This window comes from Actinomadura rugatobispora (genome assembly GCF_055379765.1).
In genome coordinates this window covers 8,267,449-8,284,418 of record NZ_AP029191.1, presented here as the reverse complement: position 1 = coordinate 8,284,418, position 16,970 = coordinate 8,267,449, and the positions used below count along the sequence as shown (strand labels likewise).

Sequence of the window (16,970 nt, the reverse complement as noted above, 5' to 3'; positions counted from 1 at the left end):
GTCCGGGCCCGCGCGGCGGGCCCGGACGCGTAGTATTCGACCATGCGTTCGATCGATGTGGCCGAGCGGCGGCTCCGGCTGGCCCTGCGCCACCGGCTGGCCCCCTCGGCCCGCGCCGGCGGCCCCGCCGACGTCGCCCGGTCCCTGGTGGCCCTGCACGCCACCGACCCCGCCACGGTCTTCCTCTCGGTGGCGGCGCGCGGCGACGGGATCGCCCCGGCCGACGTCGAGAGCGCGCTCTACGACGACCGCGCGCTGCTGCGGATGCTGGCCATGCGCCGCACGATGTTCGTGGTGCCGGTCGAGCTGGTCCCGACGCTGCAGGCCGCGTGCGCCGACGCGCTGGCCGTCCGGCAGCGCCGCACCTACGCCCGGCTCATGGAGCGCGGCGGCATCCTCGACCAGATCGACGTCCCCGCGGGCGGCCTCGACGCCTGGCTCGACGAGGTGGAGGAGGCCACGCACCGGGCCCTGCTGGCCCGCGGCGAGGCCACCGGGGCGCAGCTCAGCACCGACGAGCCGCGGCTGCGCGTCAAGGTCGACGCCGCGCCGGGCAAGTCCTACTCCCGGCCCACCGGCATCACCACCTGGGTCCTGGTCACGCTGGGCTGCAAGGGCCGCATCGTGCGCGGCCGCCCCAACGGATCGTGGATCAGCAGCCAGTACCGCTGGGCCCCCGTCGAGGAGTGGCTGCCCGGCGGCATCGCCCCGCTGCCCGCCGACCGGGCCCGCGCCGAGCTGGCCGGCCGCTGGCTGCGCGCGTTCGGGCCCGCGCCGGTCTCCGACCTCAAGTGGTGGACGGGCTGGAGCGCCGGCGAGGTGAAGAAGGCCCTGGCCCTGCTGGACGTGGGCGAGGTCGAGCTGACCGGCGGGCCGGCCGGCGACACCACCGGGCTGGTCCTGGCCGACGACCTGGAGGCCCCGCCGGAGCCGTCCGGCGGCCCGTGGGCGGCGCTGCTGCCCGCCCTCGACCCCACCCCGATGGGCTGGCAGGAGCGCGGCTGGTTCCTCGGCGGGCACGCGCCGCGGCTGTTCGACCGCTCCGGCAACATCGGCCCGACCGTGTGGTGGGACGGCCGCGTGGTGGGCGGCTGGGCGCAGCGCGCCGACGGTGAGATCGCGGTGCGGCTGCTGGAGGACGCGGGCGCCGAGGCGGAGGCGGCGGTCGCCGCCGAGGCCGAGCGGATCGGCGCCTGGTGCGGCGACGTCCGCGTGACCCCGCGCTTCCGCACCCCCCTGGAACGCGAGCTCACCGCCTGACCCCCCGCCTGACCCACCGCCATCGGCCCCGCGACCTCGCCTTCCGCGCCGGCGCCCGGCCGAACGAGCGGGGCGGCGCGCGGCGGGTTCCGCGCATCGGCGAAGATGTGGGCATGCCCGCAGAACGCATGCTCCCCACCGCCGAAGCCGAGGACCTCATCGAGCTGACCCGCGACATCGCGCGCAAGGAGCTGGCGCCGCGCGCCGCCCCCGCCGAGGAGGCCGCGGCCTTCCCCCGCGAGATGTTCCGCGTGCTCGGCCGGGCCGGGCTGCTGGGCCTGCCCTACCCCGAGGACCAGGGCGGCGGCGGGCAGCCGTACGAGATCTACCTGCAGGTGCTGGAGGAGATCGCCTCGGTGTGGGCGTCGGTCGCGGTCGGGGTCAGCGTGCACACCCTGTCCTGCTACCCGCTGGCCACCTTCGGCACCGACGAGCAGCGCAAGCGGCTGCCCGAGATGCTCGGCGGCGAGCTGCTGGGCGGGTACGCGCTGTCGGAGGCGCACGCGGGCTCGGACGCCGGCGCGCTCAGCACCCGCGCGGTGCCCGACGGCGAGGGCTACCGGGTGAACGGCACCAAGACCTGGATCACCCACGGCGGCGAGGCCGACTTCTACGTGCTGTTCGCGCGGACGTCCGACGACGGCGGCCGCGGCATCAGCTGCTTCCTCACCGAGGGGCGGATGGACGGGCTGACGTTCGGGCCGCCCGAGCGGAAGATGGGGCTCACCGGCTCCACCACCGCGCAGCTGATCTTCGAGGACGCCCGGCTGCCCGCCGGGAGCCGGCTGGCCGAGGAGGGGCAGGGCTTCCCGATCGCGCTGTCGGCGCTGGACTCGGGACGGCTGGGCATCGCGGCGTGCGCGGTGGGCCTGGCGCAGGGGGCGCTGGACCACGCGGTGTCGTACGCGGCCCGGCGCGAGCAGTTCGGCCGGCCCATCATCGCCAACCAGGGGCTGTCGTTCCTGCTGGCCGACATGGCCGCCGCCGTGGAGTCGGCCCGCGCCACCTACCTGGACGCGGCCCGGCGCAAGGACCGGGGGCTGCCGTTCGGGCGGCAGGCCTCGATCGCCAAGCTGGTCGCGACGGACGCGGCGATGAAGGTGACGATCGACGCCGTGCAGGTGCTGGGCGGGTACGGCTACACCCGCGACTTCCCGGTCGAGCGGTACATGCGCGAGGCCAAGGTGATGCAGATCTTCGAGGGCACCAACCAGATCCAGCGCATGGTCATCGGCCGCCACCTGGCCCGCGACGCCGAGCAGCGCGGCTCCTGAACCGCCGGGGCGACCGCCCTAGTAGGGGGTGCCGTACGGGCCCATCGCGGCGGCGCGGCGGCGCTTGACGCTGCTGTTGCGCATCACCGCGATCACGACGAACGCCGCGCCCCCGGCCGCGCCGAGCCCGAGGCAGGCCAGCATCGCCAGGCCCAGGTACCCGTAGGAGGTGTCGTCGGGCGTCATGAGCATGTCCCCGGAGCCCTCGCAGGTCAGCCGGGCGCTGCCGGTCAGCGGGGCCTCGAACGTGGCGGCGTAGCGGTAGCCGGTGCGGTCGCTGGCGCTCCAGGAGTGCTCGCGGGTCAGCGGGAACGGGTCGGGCCTGCCGTCCCTGACCAGGGCGCAGGACGCCGGCGTGGGGTCGCCGAGGCGCACGTACAGGAAGTAGGTGTGCCCCGCCTTGAGCTCGACGGAGATGCCGGCCCGCGCGTCCCCGCTCGCGCTGGGCCCGTCGGCGGCCTGGGAGTCCTGCCAGTTGAGGGCGAACACCACGATGAAGATCAGCAGCGGCACCAGCACGAGCGCGAGCGGCAGCGCGTACCAGCCGCTGCCCGGGCGCACGGGCGGGAGGTCCTTGCCGGACGGAGCCCCCGGCCGGGTCGGCGGCTGAGGCGGCGGCCCCATGGGCAGATCGGATCCGGGCCACATGCTGAGCTCCCCCGCGCGGTATTTCCTTTATCTCCGCAAATATAGTCCGGAGGTGTGATGAGCGGCCCAAACGGATATTGTTACTAAGTAGTAGCCACAATCGGCCGACGGACACCCGTCCCCGCCGGGGTCGTACGGCGACTGGAGAGTCATCATGGCGCTCAGGGACCGTTGGCACACCCCTCCGATCCGCATGCCCAGCCCCCCCACGCTGCGGACGCGCGCCCTCATGCCCTACCCCTTCAACCGCTACCGGGTCGAGCGCGACCTGCCGGTCACCATGAACGACGGCGTGACGCTGCTCGCCGACCGGTACGTGCCCGTCGGCACGCGGCAGCCCCCGCCCACCATCCTGGTCCGGACCCCCTACGGCCGGCGCGGCCCCGCCGCCGTCCTCAACGGCCTGCCGTTCGTGCCGTTCGGCTTCCAGCTCCTGGTGCAGAGCGCCCGCGGGACGTTCGGGTCGGGCGGCGAGTTCGACCCCCTGGGCAGCGAGCGCGACGACGGCCTGGCCACGGTGGAGTGGCTGCGGAACCAGCCCTGGTTCAACGGGTCGTTCGCCACGTACGGCGCCAGCTACCTCGGGTACTCGGCCTGGGCCCTGGCGGCGGAGGCGGGCCCCGAGCTCAAGGCGATGTCCCTGCAGATCACCGCCTCCTCCTTCCGGGACGCCGCGTACGTGGGCGGATCGTTCGCCCTGGAGTCCACCCTGTCCTGGACCACCCTCACCCGCCACCAGCAGCAGCCGTTCGGGATGTTCACCGCGCCGCTGCTGTCCCGGCGCAGGGCGCTCCGCGCCGCCCGCAGCGGACGCCCCCTGTCGGAGCTGGACGCCCTCACCGGCGGCGCCCCCATGAGCTTCTACCAGGACCTCCTGGCCGCCCACCGCGACCCCGGATCGGCCTACTGGCTCAAGCGCGACTTCAGCGGGACGGTCGGCGAGGTGACCGCCCCGGTGGCCCTCCTGGGCGGCTGGTACGACGTGTTCCTGCCGTGGCAGGTCAGGGACTACCTCGCGCTCAGGGCCGCCGGGCACCGCCCGTACCTCACGATCGGGCCGTGGTGGCACACCGACGCCCGCCACGCCGTGGTGTCGTTCCGGGAGTCGCTGGCCTGGTTCCGCGCGCACCTGCTGGACGACCCCTCCGGGCTGCGGCCCAACCCCGTCCGCGTCTACCTCACCGGGGGCCGGGAGTGGCGCGACTACGCCGACTGGCCGCCGCCCGGCATGCGGCAGGAGCGCTGGCACCTGCACGCCGGAGGCGGCCTGGGCGTGGACGGGCCACAGGACGCTCCCGCCAGCCACTACCGCTTCGAGCCCACACGCCCCACCCCGGCCCTGGGCGGGCCCACGCTCCTGGGCAGTTCCAAGCCCGTGGACAACCGTCCCCTGGAGAGGCGCCCCGACGTCCTGGTCTTCTCCTCGCCCGTGCTGGCGGAGGACCTCGACCTCGTCGGGCCGGTGGCGGCCGACCTGTTCGTCCGGTCCAGCCGCGAGCACACCGACTTCATCGTGCGGCTGTGCGACGTGGCCCCGGACGGGACGTCCCTGAACGTGTGCGAGGGCGGCCTGCGCCTGGACCCGGACCGGCCGGTCGCGGCGGACAAGCCCGTGGGCACCGAGGGCGTGCGGCGGCTGGCGATCGACCTGTGGCCCACCGGGCACCGGTTCCGCCGGGGCCACCGCGTCCGGGTGCACGTGACCAGCGGCGCCCACCCCAAGGTCGCGGCCAACCCGGGCACCGGTGAGCCGCTCGCCACCGCCCGCGACTCCGTCCCGGCGCTGCAGGAGGTCTTCCACGACCCCGACCGCCCCTCGGCGATCCTGCTGCCGGTCGTGGTGCGCTCGCCGGAGGCGGCCCTGCCCGCGCCCGAGGAGGAGGACTGGGAGGTTTCCGCCCCGGCGGGTAGGATGTCCAGGTCATGAGCGTTCCAGGATCCACCGCACGGCTGCGCATGGTGCTGTTCACCATGGCGCTGACCTGCGTTGACGACGGACTCTGTCGCGGCTGACCCCGCCGCCGTCCGCTCCCCACGCCTCCTGGAGACCCCCTTTGTCCGCGACGCTGCCTCCGCGTGCCCGCCTGCTCCCCCCGCCGGTCACCTCCTCCCCCGCCCCGCCCGCCGAAGATCTCGGCCCGGTCGACCGCGTCCCGCTGCTGGTGGCCGCCCTCGGCTCGGCCGCCCTCACCGCCTACGTCTGGACGCAGCACGGCGCCAAGCAGGGCGTCCTCCTACTCCTCGGCCTCGGCCTGGGCCTGGCGCTGTTCCACTCCCGCTTCGGGTTCACCTCCGCCTGGCGGCAGCTCACGGCCGTCGGCAACGGCGCGGGCCTGCGCGCCCACGCCCTCCTCCTCGGCTCCACCGCCACCCTCTTCGCCCTGATCATCGGCACCGGCACCGGCCTGTTCGGCTCCACGCCCGCGCCCTCCGGCGGCGACCTGGGCGTGGCGCTGATCGCCGGCGCGTTCCTGTTCGGCATCGGCATGCAGCTCGGCGGCGCCTGCGCGTCCGGGACGCTGTTCGCGATCGGCTCGGGCCAGTCCACGATCGTGCTGACGCTGGGCGGGTTCATCATCGGCTCGATCCTCTACACCTGGCAGTTCGACCTGGTGAAGGACCTGCCGGCCCTCCCGGGCGTGGTCCTGGCCGACCACATCGGCTGGTTCGGCTCCTGGGCCGTCACGATCGCCGCGCTGGCGGGCGTCGTCGCGCTGACCCGGGTGATCCAGAAACGCCGCAACCCGCCCCCGGTCGGCACCGTCCCCTCCGCCCGCGGGCCGCTGCGGATCGTCCGCGGCTCCTGGCCGCTGCTGGCCGGGGCCGTCGTGCTGGCCGTCCTGGGCGCCGGCGTCCTGCTGGTCTCCGGCGGCGCCTGGGGCATCACCAGCGCGTTCGCCCTCTGGGGCGCCAAGTTCCTGCAGCTGATCGGGCTGCACCCGGAGACGTGGTCGTTCTGGGAGCAGCCGCGGCAGGCCGCGATGCTGAACGGCCCCGTCCTGGCCGACAAGACCAGCCTGACCGACATCGGCATCATGCTCGGCGCCGCCGTCGCCGCCGCCGCGAGCGGCGCGTGGACGCTGCACCGGAACATTCCCTGGCGCACCGCGGCCGCCGCCGTCCTGGGCGGGATCATCATGGGCGTCGGCGCCCGCCTCGCCGGCGGCTGCAACATCGGCGCCTACCTGGCCGGCATCGCCTCCGGCAGCCTGCACGGCTGGCTGTGGGGCCTGGCCGCCATCGGCGGCACCTACGTCGGCCTGCGCGCCCGCACCCTCTTCGGCCTGGCCAACCCCACACCCCGCGACAGCGTCTGCTGACTTGACCTCAACCCCGTAGCCCCCTCAAAGAAGCCGGACGCCGTCATGCTCCCGGACGGCGGGCTCAGCGCCGTCCCGCAACGCGTCCCGCACCCTGATGGCGAACGCCTCGTCCATCAGGCCGTCGAGCTCGTCCACCGAAGCCCAGCGGAAATCCTTGGCCTCCCCGGTCTCCACGAGACGGCCGCCGGTGGCGCGACAGCGGAACACCAGCGCGACGATGCCACGCGCCATGTTCTTGTAGACGCCGGTCAGCGGTCCGGGCTCGACCTCCAGCCCGGTCTCCTCCCGGACCTCGCGGCGCAGCCCTTCGTGGACGGTCTCGTCCAGTTCCAGGACGCCACCGGGCGGCTCCCAGTGGCCGTTGTCGCGGCGCTGGACGAGCAGCGCCCGTTTCCGATCGTCGAGGACGACCCCCGCTACGCTCACCGAGTACCCGGCCAATGATCACCTCTCAAGCTCGTAGGCTCGAACGCTGATACACGTATGGACGAGTGAAGGAGCCCACGTGCCGGACCTGCCGCTGGAGCGCATCGACCCCGACAGCGACCGCGCGGCGTTCCGGCAGATCGCCGACCACCTGCGGACGCTGATCCAGCGGGGAACGCTGCAGCCCGGCGACAGGGTCCCGTCCGAGGCCCGGCTCATGGAGCACTACGGCGTGGCTCGCATGACCGTCCGCCAGGCCCTCCAGGTGTTGCGGTCGGAAGGTCTGGTGGTCGCCGAGCACGGACGCGGGGTGTTCGTCCGCGAGCGGCCCCGTGTCCGGCGTCTGGCCTCCGACCGCTTCGCCCGCGGGCACCGCGCCCGAGGCAAGGCCACCTTCATCGCGGAGGTCGAGGAGTCTGGGTCGAAACCGACGGTCGACACGGTCGAGGTCACCGAGGAAGAGGCGGACGCCGACGTCGCGGAACGGCTGGGGCTGCAGGCGGGAGCCCGGGTGATCGTCCGCCGGCGCCGCTACCTCATCGACGGCCGTCCCGCTGAGACCGCGGTCTCCTACCTGCCCGCTCAGATCGCCGCCGGCACGGCGATCGCCCGGCCCGACAGCGGGCCGGGCGGCATCTATGCCCGCCTTGAGGAGCTCGGGCACCATCTCGCCCGCTTCACCGAGGAAGTGCGAAGCCGCATGCCGCTCCAGGAGGAGGCACGCGCCCTGCGGCTGCCGGCCGGCGTCCCCGTGTTCCACCTGATCCGGACGGCGTACGACACCACGGGGCGCCCCGTCGAGGTGTGCGACACCGTGATGTCCTCCGACGCTCACGTTCTGCAGTACGAACTTCCCGCTCAGTAACGCTTGCATGTCCAGAGGACTTACCTTACAAAGGAATTTCCTCTAGACGAGTAGGCGTCTAGACATGACTCGGCGAGGTTCTGATGCGTTGCCCTCCCCCTTCCGACCCGCTCCTCAAGCTCAGGCTGCACGCCCGTCCGGCGGCGGTCGGCCGCGGCCGCTCGCTGATCCGGGAACTCCTCGACCGCTGGAAGCTGACGCACGTCGCCCACGATGCCGAGCTGATCGGCTCCGAGTTGCTGACCAACGCGATCAAGGTGGAGCGCGCCCGCGGCGCCCCGGGCGTCCACGCGACCGTGATCCTGGGGCTCAGGCTGCGCCCCCGGAGCCTCTTCATCGAGGTGGGCGACTCCGCGGAGGCGGCGCCCGCGACCAGGGCCCCGGACGACCTCGCCGAGGGCGGCCGGGGGCTCCTGATCGTCGCGTGCCTGGCCCGCTCGTGGGGAAGCCGCCCGTCCGCGAACGGCGGCAAGACCGTCTGGGCGGAGATCGCGCTCAGCGGACGGGGTGGCCGGACTCTCTGAGGGTCTGCTTGACTTCGGAGATCTTGAGTTCGCCGAAGTGGAAGACGCTGGCGGCCAGGACGGCGTCGGCGCCGGCGGCGATCGCCGGGGGGAAGTGGTCCAGGGCGCCCGCGCCGCCGCTGGCGATCACCGGGACGGTCACGGTCTCCCTGACGAGGCGGAGCATCTCCAGGTCGAAGCCGGCCTTGGTGCCGTCGGCGTCCATGGAGTTGAGCAGGATCTCCCCCACGCCCAGTTCCTGGCCGCGGCGCGCCCACTCGATCGCGTCGATGCCGGTGCCCTTGCGGCCGCCGTGGGTGGTCACCTCGAAACCGGAGGCGGTGCCCTCGGCCCGGCGGGCGTCCACGGACAGGACGACGCACTGCGACCCGAAACGGTGCGCGGCCTCGCGGAGGAACTCCGGGCGCGCGATCGCGGCCGTGTTGATCGAGACCTTGTCCGCGCCCGCGCGCAGGAGCCGGTCCACGTCCTCGACCGTGCGGACGCCGCCGCCGACCGTCAGCGGGATGAACACCTGCTCGGCGGTGCGGCTCACCACCTCGTAGGTCGTCGAGCGGTCGCCGCTGGAGGCGGTGATGTCGAGGAAGGTCAGCTCGTCGGCGCCCTCCGCGTCGTACCGGCGGGCGAGCTCCACCGGGTCTCCGGCGTCCCGCAGGTTCTGGAAGTTCACGCCCTTGACCACGCGCCCGGCGTCCACGTCCAGGCACGGGATCACCCGTACGGCCACTCCGCTCATGCCGCGCTCCCCCGGTACGCCTCGACCTCGACCTCGACCAGCATCCGCTCGTCGATCAGCCCCGCCACCACCAGCATGCTCGCCGCCGGCCGCACGTCCTTGAACAGGCTGGCGTGCGCCCGGCCCACCTCGCCGGAGTCGCCCGCCCGGGTGATGTACATCCGGGTGCGGACGACGTCGTCGGCCGACAGCCCCAGCCGCTCCAGCGACCACAGCGCGATCTGGAACGCGGTGCGGGTCTGCTCGTACGGGTCGCCGACGTGCACGACGTCGCCGTCCACGGTGGCGGTGCAGCCCGACACCATCGCCAGGTTCCCGGCCATGACGGCGCGGGAGTAACCGAACCTCTCTTCCCAGGGGCCGCCGGAGGAGATGCGTTCGATCACTTGACGGCCTCGAGCGCCTCTTCGAGAGTGAACGCCTGCGCGTACAGCGCCTTGCCCACGATCGCGCCCTCGACGCCGTCGCCCACCAGGCCGGCCAGGGCGCGCAGGTCGTCCAGCGACGACACCCCGCCGGAGGCGATCACGGGCTTGGCGGTACGGGAGCACACCTCGCGCAGCAGCTCGGTGTTGGGGCCGCGCAGCGTGCCGTCCTTGGTCACGTCGGTGACGACGTAGCGCGGGCAGCCGTCGTCCTCCAGCCGGGCCAGCACCTCCCACAGGTCGCCGCCCTCGCGGGTCCAGCCGCGGGCGGCCAGCGTGGTGCCGCGCACGTCGAGGCCGACCGCGATCCGGTCGCCGTACTCGGCGATGATCTTGCGGCACCAGGCCGGGTCCTCCAGCGCGGCGGTGCCGATGTTGACCCGCGCGCAGCCGGTGCCCAGCGCCGCCTCCAGGGACGCGTCGTCGCGGATGCCGCCCGACAGCTCCACCTTGACGTCCAGCGTGCCGGTGACCTCGGCCAGCAGCTCCCGGTTGGAGCCGCGGCCGAACGCCGCGTCCAGGTCGACCAGATGGATCCACTCCGCTCCCGCGCGCTGCCAGGCCAGCGCCGCCTCCAGGGGGGCGCCGTAGGAGGTCTCGGTGCCGGCCTCGCCCTGCACCAGGCGCACGGCCTGGCCATCGGCGACGTCGACAGCGGGAAGAAGCGTGAGAGTCATACGGAGAACCTTATCCAGGGGTCACGGAACGTCAGGCGAGGGTGGACAGCCAGTTCTTCAGGAGTTCGGCGCCGGCGTCGCCGGACTTCTCCGGGTGGAACTGGGTCGCGCACAGCGGGCCGTTCTCGACCGCGGCGACGAAGCGGTCGCCGTGCTCGGCCCAGGTGACCAGCGGCGGCGCGATCGTACCGGTCGGGTCGGGCTGCAGCTCCCAGCGGCGCGCGGCGTAGGAGTGCACGAAGTAGAACCGGGTGCCGGGGTCGAGGCCGCGGAACAGGACGGTGTCCTCGGGCGCGTCGACGGTGTTCCAGCCCATGTGCGGGACGACGGGCGCGTTCAGCCGGTCGACGGTGCCGGGCCACTCGGCGCAGCCCTCCGTCGTGACGCCGTGCTCGATGCCCTTGGCGAACAGGATCTGCATGCCCACGCAGATGCCCAGCACGGGCAGGCCCCCGGACAGGCGGCGGCCGATGATCTGCTCGCCGCGCACCGACAGCAGGCCCTCCATGCAGGCCGAGAACGCGCCCACGCCCGGCACCACCAGGCCGTCGGCGTTCAGCGCGGCGTCCCGGTCGGGCGTCACGGTCACCTCGACGCCGTGCCGGGCCACCGCCCGCTCGGCCGACCGCAGGTTGCCCGAGCCGTAGTCCAGGATGACGATCTTCTTGGTCACAGCCGCAGCACCCCCGCGGTGAAGGCCAGGGCCATCAGCGCGAACACCACCACGGCGGCGATCTTGAGGCCCTGCCGGATGAAACTGATCACGCCCATCAGCAGGAAGACCGCGAGCCCGAACAGCAGCACGTTGCCGTAGGAGAACTCCAGGCCGCCGATCGTCACGGCTACAACGCCCCCTTGGTGGAGGGGATGCCGTGCACCTTGGGGTCGAAGGCGACCGCGTCGCGCAGCGCCCGGGCGAGGGCCTTGAACTGCGCCTCCACGATGTGGTGCGCGTTGCGGCCGTACGGGACGTGGACGTGCAGCGCCACCTGCGCGTTCGACACGAACGACTCGAAGATGTGCCGGGTCATCGTGGTGTCGTACTCCGGGCCGATCATCGGGGCCATGCCCTCGGGCTCGGAGTGCACCAGGTAGGGGCGGCCGGAGACGTCCACCGTGACCTGGGCGAGGGCCTCGTCCAGCGGGATCGACGCGTCGGCGAACCGGCGGATGCCCGCCTTGTCGCCCAGCGCCTCACGGAACGCCTGCCCCAGCGTGATCGCGGTGTCCTCGATGGTGTGGTGGGCGTCGATGTACAGGTCGCCGGAGGTCTTGACGGTGAGGTCGAACGACCCGTGCTTGCCCAGCTGCGCCAGCATGTGGTCGTAGAACCCGACACCGGTGGCCACGTCGACCACGCCGGTGCCGTCCAGGTCGATCTCGACCAGGACCTGGGTCTCCTTGGTCCCGCGCTCGATCCTTCCCCTGCGCGTCACACGCTCTCCTTCATCGCGGTACGGAAGGCGGCCATCTCCTCGGCGGTGCCGACGCTCACCCGCAGCCACTCGGGCGGGCCCACCTCCCGGATCAGCACACCCCGGTCGAGCATCGACCGCCAGACCGCCGTGCGGTCCGGGAAGCGCCCGAACAGGACGAAGTTGGCGTCCGAGTCGGCCACCGTGAAGCCCTCGGCGCGCAGCCAGGCCACCAGGTCGTCGCGCTCGCGGCGCAGCCGGTCGACGGCGCCCAGCAGCTCCGCGCCGTGCGCGACGGCGGTCCGGGCCACCGCCTGGGTCACCGACGACAGATGATACGGCAGCCGGACCAGCAGCAACGCATCGATCACCGCCGGGTCGGCGGCCAGGTAGCCGAGGCGGGTCCCGGCCATCGCGAACGCCTTGGACATCGTCCGGGTCACGATCAGCCGCGGGTTGCCGGGCAGCAGCGTCAGCGCCGACGGCGTCCCGGAGCGGCGGAACTCGGCGTACGCCTCGTCCACCACCACCATCCCGGGGGCGGCCGCCAGCACCGCCTCGATCGCCTCCAGCGGCAGCGCGGTGCCCGTCGGGTTGTTCGGCGAGGTGAGGAACACCACGTCGGGGCGGTGCTCCTCGATCGCGGCGACCGCGCGGGCGGGCTCCAGCCCGAAGTCCTCGTCGCGGTGCGCGTCGACCCACCGGGTGCCCGACACCCGGGTGATGATCGGGTGCATCGAGTACGACGGCTCGAACCCGAGCGCGGTGCGGCCGGGACCGCCGAACGCCTGCAGGATCTGCTGGATGATCTCGTTGGAGCCGTTGGCCGCCCACACCTGGCGGGAGGTCAGCCCGGCGCCGGGGGTGTCCTCGTTCAGGAACGCGGCCAGGTCCCCGCGCAGCGCGACGGCGTCGCGGTCGGGGTAGCGGTTCAGCGACCCGGCGACGTCCGCGACCGCCTCGCCCAGCGCCTTCACCAGGCGGTCGGACGGCGGGTAGGGGTTCTCGTTGGTGTTGAGCGCGACCGGCACCTCCAGCTGGGGCGCGCCGTACGGCTCGCGTCCCCGCAGGTCGTCGCGGATGGGCAGGTCGTTCAGGGACGTCATCGGGTCGGGATCCCCCAGTCGAAGCGGGCCTTCAGGGCGGCGCCGTGCGCGGGCAGGTCCTCGGCCTCGGCCAGCGTCACCACGCGGGCGGTCGCGCCAGACAGTGCCTGCCGGTCGTACTCCACGACGTGCACGCCGCGCAGGAACGACTGGACCGACAGGCCCGACGAATGGCACGCGCACCCGCCCGTGGGCAGCACGTGGTTGGACCCGGCCAGGTAGTCGCCCAGCGACACCGGCGCGTGCGGCCCGATGAAGATCGCGCCGGCGTTGCGGACCCGCGCCGCCAGCTCCCGCGCCCCCGCCGTCTGGATCTCCAGGTGCTCGGCGGCGTAGGCGTCCACCACCTTCAGGCCGTCCTCCAGGTCGTCGACCAGCACGATGCCCGACTGCCGCCCGGCCAGCGCCTCGGCGATCCGCTCGGTGTGCTTGGTGCGGGCCACCTGCGTCTTCAGCTCGGCCTCGACCGCCTCCGCCAGTTCGGGCGCGTCGGTGACCAGCACGGCCGCGGCCAGCACGTCGTGCTCGGCCTGGCTGATGAGGTCGGCGGCGACGTGCACCGGGTCGGCGGTGGCGTCGGCCAGGATCGCGATCTCGGTCGGCCCCGCCTCCGAGTCGATCCCGATCACGCCCTTGAGCAGCCGCTTGGCGGCGGCCACGTACACGTTCCCGGGGCCGGTCACCAGGTCGGCGCGGGGGCACTCCTCGGTGCCGTAGGCGAACATCGCCACCGCCTGCGCGCCGCCCGCCGCGTACACCTCCTCGACGCCCAGCAGCGCGCACGCCGCCAGGATCGCCGGGTGCGGCCGCCCGCCGAACTCGGCCTGCGCCGGGGACGTCACCGCGAGCGACTCCACCCCGGCCTCCTGCGCCGGCACCACGTTCATGACCACGCTGGACGGGTAGACCGCCCGGCCGCCGGGCACGTACAGGCCCACGCGGCGCACCGGGATCCACCGCTCGGTCACCGTGCCGCCGGGCACCACCTGGGTCGTCACGTCGGCGCGCCGCTGGTCGCGGTGGACCAGCCGGGTGCGGCGGATCGCCTCCTCCAGCGCGTCCCGCACCGCCGGGTCAAGCCCCGCGAGGGCCTCGTGGACGGCCTGCACCGGAACCCGGACGGCGTCCAGCTCCACGCCGTCGAACGTGCTCGTGTACTCCCGGACCGCGGCCGCGCCGCGATGCCGCACGTCCTCGCAGATGGGCCGCACCCTCTCCAGGGCGGCCTCGACGTCGAACTCGGCACGGGGCAGCACGGAGCGCAGGTCACCGGGCAGCGACCCGCGCAGATCGATACGGGAAATCACCTGGACAGTCTATTCACTGCCGGGGCCGGCACCCCGGCAGTGTCGATCAACTCCGCGGGTCGGCCTTCAGCTCGCCGTCCAGAACGGTGACGGCGTCGCCGGAGAGGACGACACGGGCACCGCGCACCTCCGTGCGGACCAGGCCGCCCCGTTCCGACAGCTGGCGGCCCCGCAGCGCGTCGCGGCCCAGCCTGCCCGCCCAGTACGGGGCCAGCGCGCAGTGCGCCGACCCGGTGACCGGGTCCTCGTCGATCCCGACCCGCGGGCCGAACACCCGCGACACGAAGTCGCTCCCGCCCGCCGGGTCGTCCGAGGGCGCGGTGACGATCACGGCGCGGGCGTCGAAGGCGGCCACGGCCGCGATGTCCGGGGCCAGCCCGCGCACCGCCTTCTCGCCCGGGACCTCCACCAGCAGGTCGGTCTGCGCGGTGCGGCCCGTCCAGACGAGGGGGACGCCCAGCGCCTCGGCCAGGCCGCCGGGCGCCGGGACGGGCCCGGGCGGGGTGGCGGGGAAGTCCATCTCCAGCAGCCCGCTCGCCCCGCACCGCACCGTCAGGACGCCGCTGCGCAGGGTGCGGAACCGGATCGGCCGGTCGGACAGGACGGTGCCGGTCTCGTACAGGGCGTGCGCCGCGGCCAGCGTGGCGTGGCCGCACAATGCGACCTCGACCGACGGGGTGAACCAGCGCACCTCGAAGTCCGCGTCCGCGTCGTCCGGCAGGGTCCGGACGAACGCGGTCTCGGAGTGGCGCATCTCCGCGGCCACCCGCTGCATCCACGCGGGGTCGGCGGACGCGTCCAGCAGGCAGACGCCCGCCGGGTTGCCGGCGAAGGGACGGTCGGTGAAGGCGTCGACGACGAGCATGCGCATGCGCCGACGCTAGCCGCCGCCGTCCGCACCGGCCATGGCCAATCGGCGGGAAGTGGCCTGGCCGGGGGTCAGGCGCGCTTCGTCCGGGTGAGCGGCGGCAGATCGTCGGCGGCACCGGTGCGGTCCGCGGGCGCCGGGTCGAAGCGGGCCGTCCAGCGGCGCGGGGAGGCGACGAACCAGCCGAGCACGAATCCGACGGCCAGGCTCGCCAGACTCAGGAAGATCAGGTTGAGCCACATCACGGCGGCCTCCAGGGTCTTTCGGGCCGACGTTAGCCCCGTCGCGGGCGCGGTGCGGGCGGCTCGCCGCGAACTGGCCCGGGGTGACCATCCCCCATGCCTCCTTCAGACTATGAGAATTCCAGCATTCCAAGATCGCCGAATCGGACGTACCCTGGCCGCGGAGCGCTCTTTCGGCGGACGCACGAGGGTGGGAGATGCGGTGACCGAGCGGCTTCCGTTGTTCCCCCTGGGCACGGTGCTGTTCCCGGGCCTGGTGCTCCCCCTGCACCTGTTCGAGGAGCGCTACCGCCTGCTCGTGCGCGACCTCCTGGAACGACCCGAGCCGAGACGGCTCGGCGTGGTGGGCATCGAACTGGGCCACGAGGTCGGCGACACCGCCGGGCTGCGGCTGGCCGAGGTGGGCTGCGTGGCCGAGGTGCACGGGGTGAACGGCCGACCCGACGGCCGCTACGACATCGTCACCGTCGGCGCCAGCCGGTTCCGGATCAAGGAACTGGACCGGGCGCTGCCGTACCTGCGCGGCGAGGTCGAGTTCCTGCCCGAGGAGCCCGGCGCCGACCCCGGACCGGTGGCCCAGCGGGTCCGGCTGCTGTTCCAGCTCTACCGGCACCGGCTCGCCGCGGCGGGCGCCGAGGTGGCCGAGCCCGTCGAGCTCCCCGAGGACCCGGTGAAGCTGTCCTACCTGATCGCCGCCGCGGTCGTCCTGGACGGCCACGACAAGCAGCGCCTGCTGGAGGCCGAGGACGCCGCGCTGCGGCTGCGCGCCGAGCACGACCTGCTGGTACGGGAGAACCGCCTCCTCAACGCGATGCCGACCGTCCCCGCGGGCGGATTCCTCGACACCTCCTTCCACCCCAACTAGCGGCACACTGGGGTCCATGGGCAAGGCACAGGGAACGCAGGCGACGGTGGCCGCCACCAAGGCCGGGATCGATTTCACCCTGCACCCGTACGACACGGCCCCCGACGCCGAGTCCTACGGAGAGGCCGCCGCCGACGCGCTCGGCGTGCCGCACGAACGGCTGTTCAAGACGCTGCTGGCCGAGGTCGACGGCAGGCTCACCGTGGCGGTCGTCCCGGTGTCGGGCTCACTGGACCTCAAGGCGCTGGCCGCGGCGGCCGGAGGCAAGAAGGCGCGGATGGCCGAGGCCCGCGACGCCGAACGCGCCACCGGATACGTCGTCGGCGGGATCAGCCCCCTGGGCCAGCGCCGCCGGCTGCCGACCGTGCTCGACGCCTCCGCCTCAGCGTTCCCCACGGTCTACGTCTCGGCCGGTCGGCGCGGCCTGCAGATCGAGCTGACCCCCGCCGACCTCGTCCGCCTGACCGGTGCCGCGCTCGCCGCGATCGCCCGAGGGTAGCCGCTTCACCAGCACCTCCAGCACCCCGTACACCGCCACCGCCAGCAGCGGCCAGAACACCAGGATGCCGGTCGCGCGCAACTGGGCGACCCCGGTGACGGTACGGCCGTCGGGCGCCCGGCGCACCGCGCGCTGGAAGGCGTCCAGCCCGATCTGGTGGCCCAGCCGCCAGGCGACCAGGGACGCCGCCAGCCCGCCCGCCGCCAGCCCGAAGATCAGCGGCAGGTCGTTGCCGCGCCCCCCGGCCAGGTAGCCGCCCACCCCGCACAACACGCCCGCGACCACCGCGACCAGCGCGAACCTGCCGTCCACCCCGATCGGCCCCTGGCCTTCCGGTTCGGCCAGAAGCGCCTGCCCCTGGACGACGATGTAGGTCACCTTCGGGGAGATCTCCGTCCACAACAGCCCGGCCGGGGCCCCGAGAAGTGCGATGATCAGAGTGGTGACCGCCCAGGTCCGGAAGGCCCTCACGGTCGGTCGCCGCACTGCGTACGCTCCTTTGACGGTCGG

21 protein-coding genes are annotated in these 16,970 nt (G+C 73.6%); 8 read left to right on the top strand and 13 right to left on the bottom strand.

Annotated elements, in window-relative coordinates; all coding sequences use genetic code 11:
* The first annotated feature begins 42 nt into the window (after positions 1-42).
* Both ACZ466_RS37235 and ACZ466_RS37230 read left to right on the top strand, forming a co-directional pair.
* Positions 43-1,260 carry a winged helix DNA-binding domain-containing protein gene (locus tag ACZ466_RS37235; RefSeq protein WP_378287008.1) on the top strand — a complete coding sequence of 406 codons (1,218 nt, stop codon included), beginning with the start codon at positions 43-45 and terminating at the stop codon, positions 1,258-1,260.
* 113 nt (positions 1,261-1,373) lie between these two features.
* Positions 1,374-2,534, top strand: coding sequence for an acyl-CoA dehydrogenase family protein (locus tag ACZ466_RS37230; RefSeq protein ID WP_378287010.1), 1,161 nt, complete (start codon positions 1,374-1,376; stop codon positions 2,532-2,534).
* 18 nt (positions 2,535-2,552) lie between these two features.
* Here the strand turns inward: ACZ466_RS37230 and ACZ466_RS37225 are convergent, their stop codons facing one another.
* Positions 2,553-3,182 carry a hypothetical protein gene (locus ACZ466_RS37225; protein WP_378287011.1) on the bottom strand — a complete coding sequence of 210 codons (630 nt, stop codon included), beginning with the start codon at positions 3,180-3,182 and terminating at the stop codon, positions 2,553-2,555.
* A gap of 193 nt (positions 3,183-3,375) precedes the next feature.
* On the opposite strand from ACZ466_RS37225, the gene ACZ466_RS37220 reads away from it, so the two are divergent.
* Both ACZ466_RS37220 and ACZ466_RS37215 read left to right on the top strand, forming a co-directional pair.
* Positions 3,376-5,109, top strand: a complete 1,734-nt coding sequence (locus ACZ466_RS37220; protein ID WP_378287012.1) for a CocE/NonD family hydrolase — start codon at positions 3,376-3,378, stop codon at positions 5,107-5,109.
* Between the two features lie 127 nt (positions 5,110-5,236).
* Positions 5,237-6,502 carry a YeeE/YedE family protein gene (locus ACZ466_RS37215; protein WP_378287013.1) on the top strand — a complete coding sequence of 422 codons (1,266 nt, stop codon included), beginning with the start codon at positions 5,237-5,239 and terminating at the stop codon, positions 6,500-6,502.
* Between the two features lie 24 nt (positions 6,503-6,526).
* Here the strand turns inward: ACZ466_RS37215 and ACZ466_RS37210 are convergent, their stop codons facing one another.
* Positions 6,527-6,931: an NUDIX hydrolase gene (locus tag ACZ466_RS37210; RefSeq protein ID WP_378287014.1), complete on the bottom strand. Its 405-nt coding sequence runs from the start codon at positions 6,929-6,931 to the stop codon at positions 6,527-6,529.
* 79 nt (positions 6,932-7,010) lie between these two features.
* Between ACZ466_RS37210 and ACZ466_RS37205 the strand changes: the two genes are divergently transcribed.
* Positions 7,011-7,796: a GntR family transcriptional regulator gene (locus ACZ466_RS37205; RefSeq protein WP_378287015.1), complete on the top strand. Its 786-nt coding sequence runs from the start codon at positions 7,011-7,013 to the stop codon at positions 7,794-7,796.
* 83 nt (positions 7,797-7,879) lie between these two features.
* Positions 7,880-8,320, top strand: coding sequence for an ATP-binding protein (locus ACZ466_RS37200; protein ID WP_378287016.1), 441 nt, complete (start codon positions 7,880-7,882; stop codon positions 8,318-8,320).
* Here the strand turns inward: ACZ466_RS37200 and hisF are convergent.
* The 10 genes from hisF to ACZ466_RS37150 form a co-directional block, all read right to left on the bottom strand.
* Entirely contained in the window at positions 8,292-9,056 is a 765-nt protein-coding gene (hisF, locus tag ACZ466_RS37195; protein WP_378287017.1) for an imidazole glycerol phosphate synthase subunit HisF, read from the bottom strand. The genes ACZ466_RS37200 and hisF overlap by 29 nt on opposite strands.
* A complete protein-coding gene (locus tag ACZ466_RS37190; protein ID WP_378287019.1) occupies positions 9,053-9,442 on the bottom strand; it encodes a RidA family protein in 390 nt (129 codons plus the stop codon). Before ACZ466_RS37190 ends, hisF begins: the two co-directional genes overlap by 4 nt.
* Positions 9,439-10,158 carry a bifunctional 1-(5-phosphoribosyl)-5-((5-phosphoribosylamino)methylideneamino)imidazole-4-carboxamide isomerase/phosphoribosylanthranilate isomerase PriA gene (gene priA, locus ACZ466_RS37185; RefSeq protein WP_378287020.1) on the bottom strand — a complete coding sequence of 240 codons (720 nt, stop codon included), beginning with the start codon at positions 10,156-10,158 and terminating at the stop codon, positions 9,439-9,441. Before priA ends, ACZ466_RS37190 begins: the two co-directional genes overlap by 4 nt.
* Before the next feature lie 31 nt (positions 10,159-10,189).
* Positions 10,190-10,831 (bottom strand): imidazole glycerol phosphate synthase subunit HisH, encoded by a 642-nt coding sequence (gene hisH / locus ACZ466_RS37180; protein ID WP_378287021.1) that lies wholly within the window; start codon positions 10,829-10,831, stop codon positions 10,190-10,192.
* The gene (locus ACZ466_RS37175) at positions 10,828-10,998 is read right to left on the bottom strand and encodes a hypothetical protein (RefSeq protein WP_378287022.1); all 171 of its coding nucleotides are present in this window, start codon (positions 10,996-10,998) and stop codon (positions 10,828-10,830) included. Before ACZ466_RS37175 ends, hisH begins: the two co-directional genes overlap by 4 nt.
* 2 nt (positions 10,999-11,000) lie before the next feature.
* Positions 11,001-11,594 (bottom strand): imidazoleglycerol-phosphate dehydratase HisB, encoded by a 594-nt coding sequence (hisB, locus tag ACZ466_RS37170; RefSeq protein ID WP_378287023.1) that lies wholly within the window; start codon positions 11,592-11,594, stop codon positions 11,001-11,003.
* The gene (locus tag ACZ466_RS37165) at positions 11,591-12,679 is read right to left on the bottom strand and encodes a histidinol-phosphate transaminase (protein WP_378287024.1); all 1,089 of its coding nucleotides are present in this window, start codon (positions 12,677-12,679) and stop codon (positions 11,591-11,593) included. The genes hisB and ACZ466_RS37165 overlap by 4 nt, the downstream gene beginning before the upstream one ends.
* The gene (gene hisD, locus ACZ466_RS37160) at positions 12,676-13,986 is read right to left on the bottom strand and encodes a histidinol dehydrogenase (protein WP_378287026.1); all 1,311 of its coding nucleotides are present in this window, start codon (positions 13,984-13,986) and stop codon (positions 12,676-12,678) included. The genes ACZ466_RS37165 and hisD overlap by 4 nt, the downstream gene beginning before the upstream one ends.
* Positions 13,987-14,032: 46 nt before the next feature.
* Positions 14,033-14,857, bottom strand: coding sequence for a PhzF family phenazine biosynthesis protein (locus ACZ466_RS37155; RefSeq protein WP_378287027.1), 825 nt, complete (start codon positions 14,855-14,857; stop codon positions 14,033-14,035).
* 68 nt (positions 14,858-14,925) lie between these two features.
* Entirely contained in the window at positions 14,926-15,099 is a 174-nt protein-coding gene (locus tag ACZ466_RS37150) for a hypothetical protein (protein ID WP_378287028.1), read from the bottom strand.
* 199 nt (positions 15,100-15,298) lie between these two features.
* On the opposite strand from ACZ466_RS37150, the gene ACZ466_RS37145 reads away from it, so the two are divergent.
* Both ACZ466_RS37145 and ybaK read left to right on the top strand, forming a co-directional pair.
* A complete protein-coding gene (locus ACZ466_RS37145; protein ID WP_378287029.1) occupies positions 15,299-15,961 on the top strand; it encodes an LON peptidase substrate-binding domain-containing protein in 663 nt (220 codons plus the stop codon).
* A 16-nt stretch (positions 15,962-15,977) separates the two neighbouring features.
* Positions 15,978-16,460: a Cys-tRNA(Pro) deacylase gene (gene ybaK, locus ACZ466_RS37140; protein ID WP_378287030.1), complete on the top strand. Its 483-nt coding sequence runs from the start codon at positions 15,978-15,980 to the stop codon at positions 16,458-16,460.
* On the opposite strand, the gene ACZ466_RS37135 is transcribed toward ybaK, so the two are convergent.
* Entirely contained in the window at positions 16,344-16,946 is a 603-nt protein-coding gene (locus ACZ466_RS37135; protein ID WP_378287031.1) for a hypothetical protein, read from the bottom strand. The genes ybaK and ACZ466_RS37135 overlap by 117 nt on opposite strands.
* Positions 16,947-16,970: the final 24 nt, after the last annotated feature.

What these genes read in the sequence shown, in the direction of transcription:
- ybaK (WP_378287030.1), top strand. Translation starts at nt 15,978, where the DNA reads ATGGGCAAGGCACAGGGAACGCAGGCGACGGTGGCCGCCACCAAGGCC.
- hisF (WP_378287017.1), bottom strand. Translation starts at nt 9,056, where the DNA reads ATGAGCGGAGTGGCCGTACGGGTGATCCCGTGCCTGGACGTGGACGCC.
- ACZ466_RS37235 (WP_378287008.1), top strand. Translation starts at nt 43, where the DNA reads ATGCGTTCGATCGATGTGGCCGAGCGGCGGCTCCGGCTGGCCCTGCGC.
- ACZ466_RS37230 (WP_378287010.1), top strand. Translation starts at nt 1,374, where the DNA reads ATGCCCGCAGAACGCATGCTCCCCACCGCCGAAGCCGAGGACCTCATC.
- ACZ466_RS37165 (WP_378287024.1), bottom strand. Translation starts at nt 12,679, where the DNA reads ATGACGTCCCTGAACGACCTGCCCATCCGCGACGACCTGCGGGGACGC.
- ACZ466_RS37200 (WP_378287016.1), top strand. Translation starts at nt 7,880, where the DNA reads ATGCGTTGCCCTCCCCCTTCCGACCCGCTCCTCAAGCTCAGGCTGCAC.
- priA (WP_378287020.1), bottom strand. Translation starts at nt 10,158, where the DNA reads ATGACTCTCACGCTTCTTCCCGCTGTCGACGTCGCCGATGGCCAGGCC.
- ACZ466_RS37225 (WP_378287011.1), bottom strand. Translation starts at nt 3,182, where the DNA reads ATGTGGCCCGGATCCGATCTGCCCATGGGGCCGCCGCCTCAGCCGCCG.
- ACZ466_RS37220 (WP_378287012.1), top strand. Translation starts at nt 3,376, where the DNA reads ATGCCCAGCCCCCCCACGCTGCGGACGCGCGCCCTCATGCCCTACCCC.
- ACZ466_RS37155 (WP_378287027.1), bottom strand. Translation starts at nt 14,857, where the DNA reads ATGCGCATGCTCGTCGTCGACGCCTTCACCGACCGTCCCTTCGCCGGC.